The following is a 15,042-nucleotide window of genomic DNA, read 5'->3' on the forward strand; positions in this document are numbered from 1 at the left end:
GCTGCGCAGGCTCTCTGCCGCGACACGGCGTATTGCGCAGGGCAATTATGATGAGCGTATGAAGGTGATGAGCAACGACGAGATCGGAGATTTTGCGCGTGACTTTAATCTGATGACGGACGCGGTGGAGGATAAGATCTATGACCTTGAAAATGCCGCGCGGCAAAAAGAAGATTTTGTTGCCAGCTTTGCGCACGAATTAAAAACGCCGCTTACCTCCATCATCGGTTATGCGGATATGCTGCGTTCGCGCAACATGACGCCCGAGGAAATGTTTATGGCGTCGAGTTATATTTTTACGGAAGGCAAACGCCTAGAGGCGCTGTCGCTTAAGCTATTGGAGCTGATGGTTTTAAACCGCAACGAATTCGAGCAGAAACGTGTCAATCCACGTATTTTGATTGAAGAACTGGAGGGGCTGATGCGGCCGGTGATGGAGAAGGCGGATATGGAGCTTCATGTTGCGGCGCAAAATTCGGTTGTGATGTTAGAACCCGATCTTTTTAAAACGCTGCTGGTTAACCTGATCGACAATGCAAAGAAGGCATCCGAGCCGGGAAGCGTGATCGAGCTTTATGGGAAGATCGACGGGCGGGATTATGTGTTTTGTGTCAAGGATCATGGCAGGGGTATTCCGCAGGAGGAGATACGAAAGATCACAGAAGCGTTTTACATGGTGGACAAGAGCCGTGCACGTGCGCAAAACGGCGCAGGGCTGGGGCTTGCGCTCTCAGACAAGATTGCGTCGCTGCATGGGGCGCGGCTTGAATTCAGGAGCATAGAAGGCACGGGCACGATCGTTTGTGTGCGTGTGCCTAGGGCAAGGAGGCCAAAGCGGGGATGAAGCGGATCATTAAATATGTTTTGGTAGCCCTCATTGCAGTGGCGGTTGTCGTTGCGTGTGCGATGCTGCCGCCGTATCTGGCGAAAAAAAACGATCAGCTGTTTCTTGGAAAGATCAATAAAGATACGCAGGCGTCGGAATCTTACCAGTATAAGGCCTCCAAATACCAGAAAACAAAGGTGCTTTATGAGTGTATCGAGCAGCAGGGAGATTTTATTGGTGTCAGTATGCGCAGATCGGAAAAAAGCCTAGAGCTTGAAAACGAAACTGAATCCGCTATGTCGGCAGACGCCTCTTCTAAGCCGTATCCGGACGAGTTCGTATCATCGGTTCAGCTTGATGTCTTAGATGGAAAGGATGCGGAAAAGGATGCGGTGATGACGCAGGCACAGGCGGAGATGGCGCTTGTGCGCGAAGCGCGGTTGCTGCAAAGCGCGGGCGCGATCCCACATTTCGATCTTGGAAAGCAGGGCGATTATAGCGCGGTACAAAGTATTGCTTTTTGGCGAGCGTCCGATCCGACGGTATCCAATTCGAAGTTTTATTTCTGGCAAGGATCGATCTCTAACCCCAGATCGGGGGAGCGGTACTGGCTTGTGATCGACGATGACATCGGCAAAGCGTACTTTATGAACATTGGATATGAAGACGCGCAGAACGGGAGCGCAAATGCTCGCAAGGACTGGGATTTTAAGGAGCTGAGAAAGACGGCGGACGCGTTTGCCGCCTACCATGAGCTTGTGATCGACAAGGCGCAGCAGGAAGTGGAAACGATAGAGTTTGTGAACAGCCTGTACGCGATGACAAACAAGGATTATGAGATCATGACGGAAGTGCAAAGCTTTCCTATGTATCAATCGTACAGAATGGTTCTGAAACCATCGGATATTCTATAAAAGTTACAACAATGATACAATATTGATGTGAAAAATATGCTTTATCCCTGTATTCTTTAAGCAGAAGAAAGAATACAGGGATTTTTTATGGAAAGGGGCGAGGGAAAATGCGTTTGGTACAACCATGCGGAAACATGGTCAGGAGACGACAACGAAGAGCGACAAAAAGGTTTGGGGTGTTTCTGGTCGTGGCGGCGCTTATTGTCATGGGAATATTCTTTTTACTGCACGCGTTTCCTCTGGACATCGGAAAAGCGGCGGATACCCCCGACCATTCGCGCATCATGACAGGGCAGGCACAGCAGGCGCTGCAAAAGCTGGAGGAGAATCCCTCGCTGCCGGCAACAGGCGGTGCGGATACCGGCATGCTTCCAGAAGGCAAGGATGGGAGCAAAGAGGACGGTTATCTGGTATTGGTGAACTGGGATCGCCCCATCACAAGCGAGCGGCCCAACCATTTGGTCGCGTTAAGCGATGTGCTTTCAGATGCGGTAACGCTTGAGGACAGCGACGGCTATATCAATAAAACGGCGGGAGAAGCGGCGCATCAGATGTTTTTAGCGGCGCAAAACGAGGGCGTTGGAAGATATGTAATCAACGGTGCATACCGCTCGGTCGCTTACCAGAGTCAGCTGTGGCAGGCACAGCTGAAGGAAAACCCGGCGTATGGCAGGGAGCCGTTTACAAACCCCGTGCGCGCGATGCCGGGCAACGCAAGCGAGCATTCTACAGGCCTGGCAATCGATATTTTGTCTGTTGACCATGATACGGCGGACGACGAGTATGGAAATACGCACGAGGGGAAGTGGCTTAGTGAAAATGCCTGGAAGTTTGGATTTATCCTGCGCTATCCGGAGGATAAGGAACAGATTACAGGGGTGGTCTATGAGCCGTGGCATTATCGCTATGTGGGCAAGCAGGCGGCGAAAGAGATATATGAATCCGGACTGTGTCTGGAGGAATATTTGAGATCATAAAGATTTGCAATAGTCAGAAAGGGGAGTGAGGCAAAAGGAGAAAACAAATAAGTAAAATCTCTCAAACAATAACATGAAATTTCTGTCGAACGTGTGAAATCCGCCTCAATTGGGCGGATTTCATTTTCGTGTTTTATAAAAAATGAAAAAACGAATAGATTTGTATAGTATTAGTAAACTTTGAAACGTTGTTTATTTAAAAGCAAAAATAAAATGAAATTAATATTGCCTAAATATCAGCGCCATAAAAGGAAAAATGTGTTGACAACAAGGGGTGCATATGGCAAAATAATATTTGCGTTTATTGGTTTAGCCTTGATAAACAAAAAGTTTATTTAACTGCTATTCTTAAAAGAGGAAGATCATGAATATTGGTGAAAAGATCAAGATCAGGCGGCAAAGCCTGGGGCTTACTCAAAGCGAGCTTGCGGATCGCGCAGAGCTTTCCAAGGGCTTCATTTCGCAGTTGGAGCGTGATTTAACGTCTCCTTCCATCGCGACGCTGACAGATATTTTGGAATGTCTGGGGACAGACTTGCAGGAGTTTTTCAACGAGCGGGAGGAGGAAAAAGTTGCATTTTCCCCTGCCGACCTGTTTGAAAAGGAAGAGGAAGACAAAAGCATCCTTTGGCTTGTCCCGAGTGCGCAGAAAAACAAGATGGAGCCTATTTTACTGCATCTTAAGGCGGGTGCGGCGACCGAAACGGATAATCCGCACGAGGGTGAGGAATTTGGCTACGTGCTTTGTGGCACGGTGACGCTTGTGCTGGGTATGAAGCGGCACAAGATCAGGAAAGGCGGCAGCTTCTATTTTAAGACGAACGTGCCGCACCATATCGAAAACAGCGGAAAAAAAGATGCGGAGGTCGTGTGGATATCCACACCACCGATGTTTTAGGGGGAGAAAAGATGTCGGAACATATTATTGATTTCATCAACGTATACAAGGAGTTTGAGGGCGTGGAAGTGCTTTCGAACATCAATTTGTATATCAAGCAGAATGAATTTTTGCCGCTGCTCGGGCCATCGGGCTGTGGCAAAACGACATTGCTGCGCATCATTGCCGGGTTTGAAGAACCAACGCGCGGCGACGTACATTTGTTTGGTGAGAGCATCAAGGGGCTGCCACCTTTTAAGCGGCGCGTCAATACGGTGTTCCAAAAATATGCGCTGTTTCCGCATCTGAACGTATTCGACAACATTGCGTTTGGTCTGAAGATTAAGAAGATGGACAAGCAGGCTATCAAGAAAAAGGTGAGCGATATGTTAAAGCTCGTGGGCCTCGCCGGATATGGCGACAGGGATATTGCGAAGCTTTCAGGCGGTCAGCAGCAGCGCGTAGCGATCGCCCGTGCTCTTGTCAACGAGCCGGAGGTTCTTTTGTTAGACGAACCGCTGGGCGCGCTCGACCTGAAATTCCGGCAGGAAATGCAGCTTGAACTCAATCGCATGCAAAAATCCCTCGGGATCACGTTCGTATATGTGACGCACGATCAGGAAGAAGCGCTCACCATGAGCGACGCAATCGCGGTCATGAACGACGGTGTGATACAGCAATTAGGGCCGCCGGAGCAGATATACAACGAACCTCGCAACTCGTTTGTCGCGGATTTTATCGGAGAATCGAACATCATCAGTGGCATTATGAAGCGCGATTATTTTGTGCATTTTGCCAATACCGACTTTGAATGCCTGGATCGTGGATTCAATGAAAACGAACCGGTGCAGGTGGTCGTGCGTCCGGAGGACATCAATATTACCAAGAAGATCACCGACGATATGATCGTCGGCAAGGTTTCGTCTGTGCTGTTTATGGGCGTTCACTATGAGATACGCGTGAATGGTGACAATGGATTCGAATGGCTCATCCACTCCACGGATTTTTACGACGTGGACGACCGCGTGGGTTTTGCGCTGGAGCCGGACGATATTCATGTCATGGAAGTGAGCCAATATGATAAGATGCGTACCGATGATGTGGCGGAGGCGGGGAAATGAGGGCAAACCATAAGCAACTGAGCAATACGTTGCAGTCGCGCAAGGTGTTTGCGCTGCCGTATGTCGTGTGGATCGGGATATTTACTGTCGCGCCGCTCATCCTGATTTTGCTGTATGCGTTTACGGCGACGGGATCGGGTGGTGTGATGGTGTTGACCGCGGAAAATATTGCGCGTGCGTTTTCGCCGCTTTATATGACGGTTTTCTGGCGCAGTGTGTGGATGGCGCTGCTTGCGACAGCGGTATGCCTGTTGCTTGGATATCCGGTGGCGTATATTCTGTCGCGCATGAAGGCGAACACGGCTGCCATTGTATCTATTTTGTTTATCCTGCCTATGTGGATGAACTTTTTGCTGCGCACATATGCGTGGCGCGCGCTTCTTGACAATGCAGGCATTATCAATCAGGGGTTGATGGCGCTTGGTTTGCCGCCGGTGCAATTTTTGTATACGTCGGGCGCGATCATCTTCGGGCTGGTATATAATTTCCTGCCGTTCATGATTTTGCCTATCTTTTCCGTGTTCCAGAAGATGGATACCTCGTGCATCCAGGCGGCGCAAGACTTAGGGGCGAACAAATGGCAGACATTCTGGCGCGTGACGCTGCCGCTTTCTAAAGGCGGTATCATTTCAGGCGTGACGATGGTGTTTATGCCGGCGATGACGACGTTCGTCATCACGCGGCTGCTGGGCGGGAGCCATTTTATGATGTACGGAGACCTGATCGAGATGCAGTTCCTGTTGCTTTCAGAATGGAACTTTGGCAGCGCGCTTGCCGTGGTGATGATGATACTTACGATCCTTTTCATGTGGATGATGCGAAAATACGATAAGGAAGGGGACGGCAGCACCCTGATGTAGGGTGTTCGGGTGATAAGTTATGGCAAAATTTTTCAAACGGTTTTATCTGGCGATCATATTGCTGTTCATGTACCTTCCGATCTTTGCGCTGATTATTTTTTCGTTCAACGAGTCAAAATCTATGGCAAAGTGGACGGGATTTTCATTGCACTGGTATGAGCAGCTGTTTTCCGATCCGGCGATCGCCGAGGCGGTATGGGTAACGATATCGATTGCGATCATCGCTTCGATCGCGGCGACGCTCATTGGGACGCTTGCCGCGGTGGGCATGGATAATTTCCGCAAGCGGAACAAAAATGTGATGATCAACCTGACGTATATCCCGATGGTAAACGCAGAGATCGTGACGGGCATATCGCTATTGCTGCTGTTTATTTTTTTCAATATCCCGCGTGGATATTGGACGATGCTCTTAGCGCACATTACCTTCGATATCCCGTTTGTGATCTTCTCGGTGCTGCCCAAGCTGCGGCAGATGGACCCGGGGACTTACGAGGCGGCGCTCGACATGGGAGCGAAGCCGGGATATGCGGTACGCAAGGTGATATTGCCGCAGATCGCGCCGGGCATTGTAACGGGGGCGTTGCTGGCGTTTACGATGTCGTTCGACGATTTTATGATCAGCTTCTTTACCTCGCAGGGTACGACACAGAATTTGTCTACGTACATTTATAGTATGGCGCGCGTGGGTATCAATCCAATGATCAACGCATTGTCGGCGATCATGTTTGTGATCGTGATCGCGCTGCTGCTGGTCATCAATTTGCGGTCGCTGAAAAAGACAAAGAAAACGCCAAACGTGGAAAGCTTTCGATAACGATAGGATAGAAAATAAATGAAGAAAATAGTTTGTATGATTTTAATAGCGGTCATGTCGGTTTTTTTGCTGGCGGGTTGTTCGTCGGGAGACGACGCGGGCGGGCGGACAGTCGTCCACTTTCTTAACTGGGGGGACTATATCGATCCGGAGGTAATCCCCATGTTTGAGGAGGAGAACCCGGACATCAAGGTCAACATGACGACAGTACCCTCGAACGAGGAAATGTATGTGATCGCAACGACAGAGGGGACGCAGATCGATATTGTTGTGCCGTCCGAATATATGATCCAGCGGCTGATGCTGGAGGATCGTCTGGCACAGATCGACCATTCCAAAATGGAAAACTATCAGTATGTGGAGGACTTTGTCAAAACATGTACCTATGATCCGGACGGGACATATTCGCTGCCGTACACATGGGGCACGTTCGGGCTTTTGTATAATATCAAAATGACGGGTGAGGAGATCACCAGCTGGGATGCGCTGTTCGATCCGAAATATAAAAACCAGATATTGATGTATGACAGCATCCGCGACAGCATCGGGCTGGCGCTCATCAAGCTTGGATACAGTGTGAATACGCGCGACCCGCAGCAGCTTGACGAAGCGGCAGACTTGCTTGTTTCGCAAAAACCGCTTGTGCTTGCCTATGGGACGGATGACCTGAGGATGACAATGACAAACGGCAGCGCGGCACTCGCGCCTATGTACGCGGGCGATGCGGCTTATTCCATGGCGGACAACGAGGATCTGCGCTATGTGGTTCCAAAGGAGGGCGCAAACATCTTTGTGGACGGGATGTGTATCCTCAAAACAACGGACGCTTACGATGCGTCCCTGCGTTTTCTGGATTTCATGATGCGGCCGGATATCGCGGCGCTCAACGCAGAATACACGGGTTATTCTACGCCTGAGGATGCGGCGCTTGAGCTGGTCGATCCGGAGCTATTAGAAAACTATGCGTTCAACCCGCCTAAAGAGGACTTGGTGGATTGTGAGTATTACGAGTACCTGCCAAAAGATATCCTGCGGCTTTATGAGGATGCGTGGATGAAGGTAAAAATAGCATAACAAAAGGGCGTACCCATACTGGATACGCCCTTTTTGAATATTTCTTAACCGTACACTTCTTCTTTGGTAAAATAACCGCTGTCGATGAGTATTTTATCGATGTTTTCCTTTGTAACGATTTGTCCGTTGATCAGGCTGGCGGGGATGCCACCCTCAGTACCATTGTTAAAATCCTCATTTGTCTGCATATCCTCGCCCATTGCCATGTTATATGCCTGGTCGATCGCTGTACGCGAAAGCTCCTCCAAATCCATATACATCGTCATATCCTGCGTGCCCGCAACGATACGCTTGATTGCGTCAAGTTCTGCGTCCATACCGGTTATGACGACATGATCTGTGACGCCGAGTTCGCTGAGCGCCTCTGCGCACGCGCCGGCAAGCTTATCGTTGGGCGCAAGGATCGCGTCGACCTTGTTCCCGTTCTTTGATACCGCTTCTTTTACCATCTCTTTTGCCACATCCGCAGACCAGCCCTCCACCACACCGTCAAGGATGATGTTGATGTTATCTTTTACAGAATCAAGCCCGCGCATTGCGCCTTCGTAAAGAAGCGTCGCGTTGTTGTCGTTTGGGTCGCCCTGCAGAATGATATAATCGCCTTCATATACCATTTCGGCAAGATACTGGCCGATACTCTGGCCTATCTTCGTGCTGTCGTACCCTACAAACAGATCGACCTTCTGCCCGAGGATCGCACGCGCATAGTCGACGACCTTTACCTTTTTTTCTTTTGCATACGCAAGAATATCCGCCACATTGTTGATATCACGGGGGATGAGGACCAGTACGTCGATCCCACTGTCGATAAGCTCCTTGCAGTCGTCAAACTGCGATTTTACGTTTTCATCAGTATTGAGCCGTGTCTCGATCTGGACGCCGAGCTCTTTTGCGCGTTCCTCCATGTACCCCTGTTCCAATGGCCATCTGGCGGCAGGACCCACACCGAACGAAACACCGATTTTTACATCGTCCTTTGATTTACTGCAGCCTGCCATAGCTCCAAAGGCAAGTAAAAAAACGAGCAGGCAACATAGAATACGTTTGATCATAAAATACCCCTCCTGTATATGTTTTCAAAATCAGATTCATCCATAGGTTTTGCAAAATAATATCCCTGTGCAACGGCACAACCACATTCTTTCATCAATTCTGTATTCTCGACCGTCTCAACACCCTCGGCCACGATGCCGATATCGAGCTGGCCCGCCATGTGGGCAATCGCGGAAAAAATGACTCGCTGACGTTCGCTGTTGGCAGTTTCCTTCAAGAATTCCCGGTCAATTTTCAAAATATCGATGGGGATATCCTTGAGCATATTGAGCGAAGAATATCCAGAGCCAAAGTCATCCATAGAAATCTTGAAACCTTTTTCGTGCAATTGATTGATAAAGTCAAGAATCAACTGGTGATTGTCGAAGATAACGCTTTCAGTGATTTCGATTTCAATGAGCTCTCGCGGGACGTTGTATTCGTCTGTTTTGGAAACCAGCTTATCAATAAAGCGATTGTCAAGCAGATGCAAACGGGAAAAATTGACGGAAATAGGAACACAATGCACGCCCGCTTCAAGATTCTTTTTCAGAAATTGTAATACCTGTTCAAATACTGCCATGTCCAAATCCGCAATCAGACCGGTTTTTTCCGCCAGGGGAATGAAGTCGTTCGGCTGTACAAGCTTTCCGTCCTTTGTGCGCCAACGCGCGAGCGCTTCCGCGCCAACCAACTCAAGCGTATTCACATCAACCTTAGGCTGATAAAAAGGAATGATTTCGCCATTTTCGAGCGCATGTTCCAGCGCGCGCTTTAGCTGTTCGTTCTTGATCAACTGCTGGTCAAATTTTTCAGAGTAGAATTCTACTGTTTTATGAAGCGTACCCTTTGCGCTGCGCGCCGCGGTCGTAGCTTTATCCATCATCAGGTTGACGCTCTCGCTGGGATCGGTAATTATATATGCGCCCGCCGAAATATAGATCGTAACGCCGTCAAGATCGACAAACGACAAAAGGCTGCCCAAACGCTGTTCAGACGCGTCTTCCAACAATAGGACGAAATGATCGTTGGCTGCGCGGGCTATAATCTCGTCCGGAAGAAGTTTGCCGCCGATCGATTCGTTGATCTTAAAAAGTACGCGGTCGCCAAAATCAAAACCGTAAAACCCGTTGATATACCTGAAATTATCAATGTCAAACGAAATGAAATAGTATTGCTTTTCCGGGTTTGTCCGCAAGGTCTCCTTTAGGTCCACAAGGAACTTGTTGAAGGTATTGCCGTGCGTCACAGTATCAAAAAAGGCAATGTGTTTCAGAGTTTTTTGCTGTTTGTTTTTGTAGCTCATAAAGTACAAGATAAAGAGCGCAAAAATCGCCACGACAAAGAGCAGGATAAAATAGAACATCTCAACTACGATATTGGCGTTGGGGGATACCGCGCTTGTAGGAACGCTCGATATGAGGAACCAATCGTGAATATCCTCAAGGGGCGTATAAGCGGAAAACGTTTTTACACCGTCGATTGTTGTTTCCATAAAACCTGATTTTTCGGCCTTGATATCGCTTTCCAGAAGCTTTGACGCATCCTGGTTTCCCTGTGCATAGATCGTACGGTAATAATTATCGGATTCCTGAGTATAGGAAGTACCCTTGGAGCTGATGAGGATATAGCCGTCGCTGTTGATGATATACATATATCCCTGCGAAGAAAACAAGGATATGGAACAAAGCTCGTACATTTCTTCAGGAGAATAAAACTTCTGGAGCGTTCCAATGGTCTTACCGCGATCAACAAGTGGGACGCTGATAATAAATTTTTCTTCGCCGTCAAGCCGGGAAGTGATGCGGTCGGATATGTTGGGGCTGCCGGCTAGGGCGATCTGGAAATATTTCCGGCCTGAAATGTTTATTTGATCGCCGGAGGGGAAGAATGCAATACCGTCCGCATCCGCGATGAAGAGACGGTCGTCTGCTTTCTCCTTACTGTATGTAAGCAATATCTGACCGAGTTCTTCCGGTTCGGTGGAACCGGAAGTTTGATAACGTTCGACAATCTGTCCGGCGGACGTTTCAAGGTTATTGATCTCCACCTGGAATTTGCTGGAAATAACGTCCTTATTCTGTGTAACGATCTCAGTCAAATTGATTCGGACGTCCGAATATAAAAGATTCTGCACATACTGCATCAAAAAGAATACAGCAACAAAAAGCAGTATGAATATGATGGCTGCTACCGTCAGAGGAATATTCTTTTTTATATTTAAATGTATTTGCTGCATACCTTCTATTCTGTAAAAAATACATTTCCTTATAGGTATTTTTTATGGCGGAACAATTGTCCTGTCGTACGGATAATTTCTGCTATGATCCCAAAGGGACGCAGTTCGCTATCTATTTTGCTGCCTTAGCTGCACATAGCGCTTGATCAACTCGACGGAGTTATCCACACCTATACTATCGCTGTTTAAAAGCAGATGGTAGTTTTCCATCTGGCCCCACTTCATATCGGTATAATAATTGTAGTAAGTGGCTCTTTTCTTATCCGATTTCACGATTGCGTCTTTTAAGTTGGGCGCATCGAGATGATAGTCATTTTTTGCGCGGTCGATGCGGTGGTCGATATCCGAGTAAATAAAGATATTGATGCAGTCGGGGTTGTTGTTTAAGACATAGTCCGCACAGCGGCCGACAATGACGCACGAACCCTTGGCGGCGACACTGCGGATGACGTCGGCCTGGATCAGGAAAAGCTTATCGTCAAGCGCGATATCCGTACCCCAGGAGGACACATTGCCAAAGCCCGAGGAAAGATAATATAAAAACTTGTTGTTTGCTTTTTCTTCGATATTCTCAAAAAATTCTTCACCGTACCCGCTTTCCTTGGCGGCAAGGGTGATCAGCTCTTTGTCATAATAGGGAAGACCGAGCGAATCCGCAACCTGCTTGCCGATGGAACGTCCGCCGCTGGCAAACTGTCTTGAAATAGTGATGATGATGTCGTTTTTCATAAAGCAAACCTCCTGTAGATTGTAATGTATGAAAATCGTGCTTAAGCTTGTTTACATTATGCCTCTAATATGCTAAAATGTCAATTTGCGGAAAGGATGAAACAGGTTTTATGGGGGAAATAAGGGAAAATAAAATGGGCGTGATGCCAGTCAAGAAGTTGTTGGTGACGATGTCGTTGCCGATCATGATTTCGATGCTGGTACAGGCGCTTTATAACATTGTTGACAGTGTTTTTGTAGGACAGTATAGCGAGAGCGCTTTTGCAGCGGTGTCGCTTGCTTTTCCGTTGCAGATGCTCATTATTGCGGTGGCTGTGGGTACGGGCGTAGGCATCAATTCTTTGCTCTCGCGCCGTCTTGGTGAAAAAAAGTTTGAGGACGCAAGCAAAGCCGCGACAAACGGGATATTTCTGGGAATATTGAGTTGGGTAGCGTTTGCTTTGATCGGGATTTTTTTCTCGCGGATGTTCTTTGAATCTTTTACAGCGGGTCTTGAAAATGGGAGCGTCATTGCGGATATGGGAACGCAATACCTATCGATCTGCCTCATCTTTTCGTTTGGTGTGTTTATACAGATCGTGTGCGAGAGGATACTCCAATCGACAGGTATCACGATATTCAATATGATCATGCAGCTCATTGGCGCAGGTATCAACATCGTCCTTGACCCGATCCTTATTTTCGGGATAGGGCCGTTCCCGGAGATGGGCGCGGCAGGCGCGGCGATCGCAACGGTGATCGGGCAGATCGTGGCGATGGGCTTTGGATTGTATTTTGTCAAACACAAAGTAAAAGAAGTAAAGGTCACAATGAAAAAATTCCGTCCGTCGGGACGAATTATAAAGGAAATATACAAGGTGGGGATTCCCTCCATTATTATGCAGGCGCTGGTTTCAGTGATGAACGTTGGGTTCAACTTTATTCTGGTCGGGTTCTCGGCGGCGGCGGTTTCGGTTTTGGGGGCATATTTCAGACTGCAATCGTTTATTTTTATGCCTGTATTCGGCTTGACCAACGGAATGATACCTATCGTTGCCTACAATTATGGAGCAAGGCACCGACAGCGAATTTTGGATACCGTGAAATTTGCGGTATTCTTATCAGTGGCGATCATGATCGTGGGAATGGTCGCCTTCCAATTGTTCCCTGCACAGTTGCTTGAGATGTTCAACGCAACGCCGGCTATGCTTGAGATAGGGGTGAGTGCGTTGCGCATCATCAGCCTCTGTTTTGCGTTTGCAGGCGTTGGGATCGTGTTCTCTTGCGTGTTCCAGGCTGTGGGCAATGGCATGCTGAGTATGCTGGTCTCCTTGTGCAGGCAGATCGTGGTTTTGCTTCCAGTCGCCTATATTTTGGCGCAGATCGGCGGGGTGCACAGCGTATGGTATTCGTTTCCCGTTGCGGAATGCGTATCACTTGTTTTGAGTATCGTATTCTACAAGTATGTCTATAAACGGTATTTGAAGAACTTGGATAATCCGCTTGTTGAGGTGCCGGGGATGTAGTTGCGTGTTTTTACAGGCTTTGTTTGTGGTATAATAATGAGGTAAAGATTACTAACATAAATGAGGTGAACAAAATGGTAGATGATAGAATCAAACAATTATGTCACACGTTGGTCAACTATTCCTGCGGTGTGAAAAAAGGCGATAAAGTGCTGATTGATGTTTCCGGCTGTGACGACGCGCTCACAGAGGAACTGATCAAGGAAGTATATGCGGCGGGCGGCCTGCCGTACTATGATACACCGCATAACAGGGTACAGCGCCAGTGGCTCATGCAGGCGACGAAAGAACAGATCGAGGATATCACAAAATGGGGCAGCGCGCGTATGCAGGAGATGCAGGCGTACATTGCGTTCCGCGGCGGGGACAACGCAACGGAGATGGCGGACGTGCCCGCCGACAAAATGGAGCTTTACCAGTCGATCTATGCAAAGCAGGTGCATCATGAGCTGCGTGTGAAGAAGACAAACTGGGTCATTCTGCGTTACCCCACGCCGTCTATGGCACAGCAGGCGGGGATGAGCACCGAAGCGTTCGAGAAATTTTATTTTGACGTGTGCAATCTGGATTACGGCAAAATGTCAAAGGCGATGGATCCGCTGGCGGCGCTGATGAACAAAACAGATAAAGTCCATATCAAAGGGCCGGGCACGGATATCGCATTTTCGATCAAGGGGATCGGCTCTGTGAAATGCGACGGACATATGAACGTGCCGGATGGAGAAGTGTATACGGCTCCGGTTAGGGACAGCATCAATGGGCGCATCACGTACAATACGCCGTCGTTCCACCAGGGATTCAAGTATGAAAACGTCAGCCTGCTGTTCAAGGACGGGAAGATCATCGAAGCAACGAGCAACGACAATAAGCGTATCAACAAGATATTCGATACGGACGAAGGCGCGCGTTATGTCGGCGAATTCTCCTTTGGGCTGAATCCTTATATCAACCAGTCGATGGGGGATATCCTGTTTGACGAAAAAATTGCGGGCTCTATGCATTTTACACCGGGCAGTTGTTACGACGACGCGTATAACGGCAACGAAAGCGCGGTGCACTGGGACTTGGTGCTTGTACAGACGCCTGAGATGGGCGGCGGAGAGATATGGTTCGACGACGTGCTCATTCGCAAAGACGGAGTATTTGTACTGGACGAACTAAAAGGGCTGAATCCTGAGAATTTGAAATAAGAAAAGAGGCGTACGCGAATATGCATACGCCTTTCTTGCGGGAGAAGAAGAATGAAGAATATACTGGTCACAGGCGGCGCGGGGTACATTGGAAGCCATATTTGTGTCGAACTTTTGGGGCAGGGTTATGGCGTTATTGTGATGGATAATCTGTCAAACAGCAGCATGAAAGCTTTAGAACGCGTGGAACAGATCGCGGGTAAGAAAGTCAGATTCTACGAAGCAGATATTCGTGAAAGAAGCGCATTTGATGAGATTTTTGCGCAAAACGATGTTTATGGTGTGATCCATATGGCGGGGCTGAAGGCTGTTGGGGAATCGGTGAGAGAGCCGCTTGCTTATTTTGATAATAATCTGAATGGGACGGTCGTACTTCTGGAAGCGATGAAGGAACACAGTGTAAAGCGCATCATATTTAGTTCTTCTGCGACGGTATATGGAACGCAGGAGAAGATGCCGCTCACCGAGGACATGCCCACGGGGGTGACCAGCCCGTATGGGCGGACGAAGCTGGTGATCGAAGAGATGCTACGCGATCTCTATGTGTCTGATCCTGATTGGTCGATCCTGCTGCTGCGTTATTTTAACCCGATTGGCGCGCATGTGAGTGGACTGATTGGAGAAAACCCGAATGGGATACCCAACAATCTGATGCCGTATATCACGCAGGTAGCAATCGGAAAGAGGGAACGACTGAGCATCTATGGAGAAGATTATGATACGCCGGACGGAACATGCCTGCGGGACTATATCCATGTGATGGATCTGGCAAACGGGCATGTGCTTGCAATCGATAAATTGGATGATCAGGGATTATTTGTGTATAATCTCGGTACGGAAAAGCCGACAAGCGTGCTTGAAATGGTAAAGGCTTTCGAGCG

Annotated in this window: 14 protein-coding genes; 11 read left to right on the forward strand and 3 right to left on the reverse strand. The window is 48.4% G+C overall.

The window, feature by feature from the left end; genetic code table 11:
• The 8 genes from VB081_RS06805 to VB081_RS06840 form a co-directional block, all read left to right on the forward strand.
• The coding region (locus VB081_RS06805) for a sensor histidine kinase (protein WP_323400075.1) at positions 1-844 on the forward strand (844 nt) is incomplete at its 5' end.
• Positions 841-1,740, forward strand: coding sequence for a hypothetical protein (locus VB081_RS06810; protein WP_323400076.1), 900 nt, complete (start codon positions 841-843; stop codon positions 1,738-1,740). The genes VB081_RS06805 and VB081_RS06810, both read left to right, overlap by 4 nt.
• A gap of 107 nt (positions 1,741-1,847) precedes the next feature.
• A complete protein-coding gene (locus tag VB081_RS06815) occupies positions 1,848-2,717 on the forward strand; it encodes a M15 family metallopeptidase (protein ID WP_323400077.1) in 870 nt (289 codons plus the stop codon).
• Positions 2,718-3,081: 364 nt separating this feature from the next.
• On the forward strand, positions 3,082-3,615 hold the full coding sequence (locus VB081_RS06820) for a cupin domain-containing protein (protein ID WP_323400078.1): 534 nt from the start codon (positions 3,082-3,084) through the stop codon (positions 3,613-3,615).
• Between the two features lie 11 nt (positions 3,616-3,626).
• Positions 3,627-4,715, forward strand: coding sequence for an ABC transporter ATP-binding protein (locus VB081_RS06825; RefSeq protein WP_323400079.1), 1,089 nt, complete (start codon positions 3,627-3,629; stop codon positions 4,713-4,715).
• Positions 4,712-5,575: an ABC transporter permease gene (locus VB081_RS06830; protein WP_323400080.1), complete on the forward strand. Its 864-nt coding sequence runs from the start codon at positions 4,712-4,714 to the stop codon at positions 5,573-5,575. Before VB081_RS06825 ends, VB081_RS06830 begins: the two co-directional genes overlap by 4 nt.
• Positions 5,576-5,594: 19 nt before the next feature.
• Complete coding sequence (locus VB081_RS06835; protein WP_323400081.1) at positions 5,595-6,392, forward strand: ABC transporter permease; 798 nt, start codon at positions 5,595-5,597, stop codon at positions 6,390-6,392.
• Positions 6,393-6,410: 18 nt separating this feature from the next.
• Entirely contained in the window at positions 6,411-7,466 is a 1,056-nt protein-coding gene (locus VB081_RS06840; RefSeq protein WP_323400082.1) for an ABC transporter substrate-binding protein, read from the forward strand.
• 44 nt (positions 7,467-7,510) lie between these two features.
• Here VB081_RS06840 and VB081_RS06845 read toward each other — a convergent pair whose 3' ends face one another.
• The 3 genes from VB081_RS06845 to VB081_RS06855 all read right to left on the reverse strand — a co-directional run bounded on the left by VB081_RS06845 (position 7,511) and on the right by VB081_RS06855 (position 11,466).
• Positions 7,511-8,518: a sugar ABC transporter substrate-binding protein gene (locus tag VB081_RS06845; RefSeq protein ID WP_323400083.1), complete on the reverse strand. Its 1,008-nt coding sequence runs from the start codon at positions 8,516-8,518 to the stop codon at positions 7,511-7,513.
• Positions 8,515-10,737 carry a bifunctional diguanylate cyclase/phosphodiesterase gene (locus VB081_RS06850; protein ID WP_323400084.1) on the reverse strand — a complete coding sequence of 741 codons (2,223 nt, stop codon included), beginning with the start codon at positions 10,735-10,737 and terminating at the stop codon, positions 8,515-8,517. Before VB081_RS06850 ends, VB081_RS06845 begins: the two co-directional genes overlap by 4 nt.
• A gap of 108 nt (positions 10,738-10,845) precedes the next feature.
• Positions 10,846-11,466 carry a cytidylate kinase-like family protein gene (locus tag VB081_RS06855; RefSeq protein WP_323400085.1) on the reverse strand — a complete coding sequence of 207 codons (621 nt, stop codon included), beginning with the start codon at positions 11,464-11,466 and terminating at the stop codon, positions 10,846-10,848.
• Positions 11,467-11,576: 110 nt separating this feature from the next.
• Between VB081_RS06855 and VB081_RS06860 the strand changes: the two genes are divergently transcribed.
• The 3 genes from VB081_RS06860 to galE all read left to right on the forward strand — a co-directional run.
• The gene (locus VB081_RS06860; protein ID WP_323400086.1) at positions 11,577-12,971 is read left to right on the forward strand and encodes an MATE family efflux transporter; all 1,395 of its coding nucleotides are present in this window, start codon (positions 11,577-11,579) and stop codon (positions 12,969-12,971) included.
• Positions 12,972-13,045: 74 nt separating this feature from the next.
• Positions 13,046-14,161, forward strand: coding sequence for an aminopeptidase (locus VB081_RS06865; protein WP_323400087.1), 1,116 nt, complete (start codon positions 13,046-13,048; stop codon positions 14,159-14,161).
• A gap of 51 nt (positions 14,162-14,212) precedes the next feature.
• On the forward strand, positions 14,213-15,042 hold an 830-nt coding region (gene galE / locus VB081_RS06870; protein WP_323400088.1), incomplete at its 3' end, for a UDP-glucose 4-epimerase GalE.

It is taken from the genome of Christensenella sp. (genome assembly GCF_034927525.1).
In the GTDB taxonomy this organism is placed as follows: domain Bacteria; phylum Bacillota; class Clostridia; order Christensenellales; family Christensenellaceae; genus Christensenella.

Excerpts from the sequence above, each read along its gene's own strand:
- VB081_RS06830 (WP_323400080.1), top strand. The coding sequence starts at position 4,712 with ATGAGGGCAAACCATAAGCAACTGAGCAATACGTTGCAGTCGCGCAAG.
- VB081_RS06860 (WP_323400086.1), top strand. The coding sequence starts at position 11,577 with ATGGGGGAAATAAGGGAAAATAAAATGGGCGTGATGCCAGTCAAGAAG.
- VB081_RS06815 (WP_323400077.1), top strand. The coding sequence starts at position 1,848 with ATGCGTTTGGTACAACCATGCGGAAACATGGTCAGGAGACGACAACGA.
- VB081_RS06865 (WP_323400087.1), top strand. The coding sequence starts at position 13,046 with ATGGTAGATGATAGAATCAAACAATTATGTCACACGTTGGTCAACTAT.
- VB081_RS06820 (WP_323400078.1), top strand. The coding sequence starts at position 3,082 with ATGAATATTGGTGAAAAGATCAAGATCAGGCGGCAAAGCCTGGGGCTT.
- VB081_RS06845 (WP_323400083.1), bottom strand. The coding sequence starts at position 8,518 with ATGATCAAACGTATTCTATGTTGCCTGCTCGTTTTTTTACTTGCCTTT.
- VB081_RS06855 (WP_323400085.1), bottom strand. The coding sequence starts at position 11,466 with ATGAAAAACGACATCATCATCACTATTTCAAGACAGTTTGCCAGCGGC.
- VB081_RS06810 (WP_323400076.1), top strand. The coding sequence starts at position 841 with ATGAAGCGGATCATTAAATATGTTTTGGTAGCCCTCATTGCAGTGGCG.
- VB081_RS06835 (WP_323400081.1), top strand. The coding sequence starts at position 5,595 with ATGGCAAAATTTTTCAAACGGTTTTATCTGGCGATCATATTGCTGTTC.
- VB081_RS06840 (WP_323400082.1), top strand. The coding sequence starts at position 6,411 with ATGAAGAAAATAGTTTGTATGATTTTAATAGCGGTCATGTCGGTTTTT.
- VB081_RS06850 (WP_323400084.1), bottom strand. The coding sequence starts at position 10,737 with ATGCAGCAAATACATTTAAATATAAAAAAGAATATTCCTCTGACGGTA.
- VB081_RS06825 (WP_323400079.1), top strand. The coding sequence starts at position 3,627 with ATGTCGGAACATATTATTGATTTCATCAACGTATACAAGGAGTTTGAG.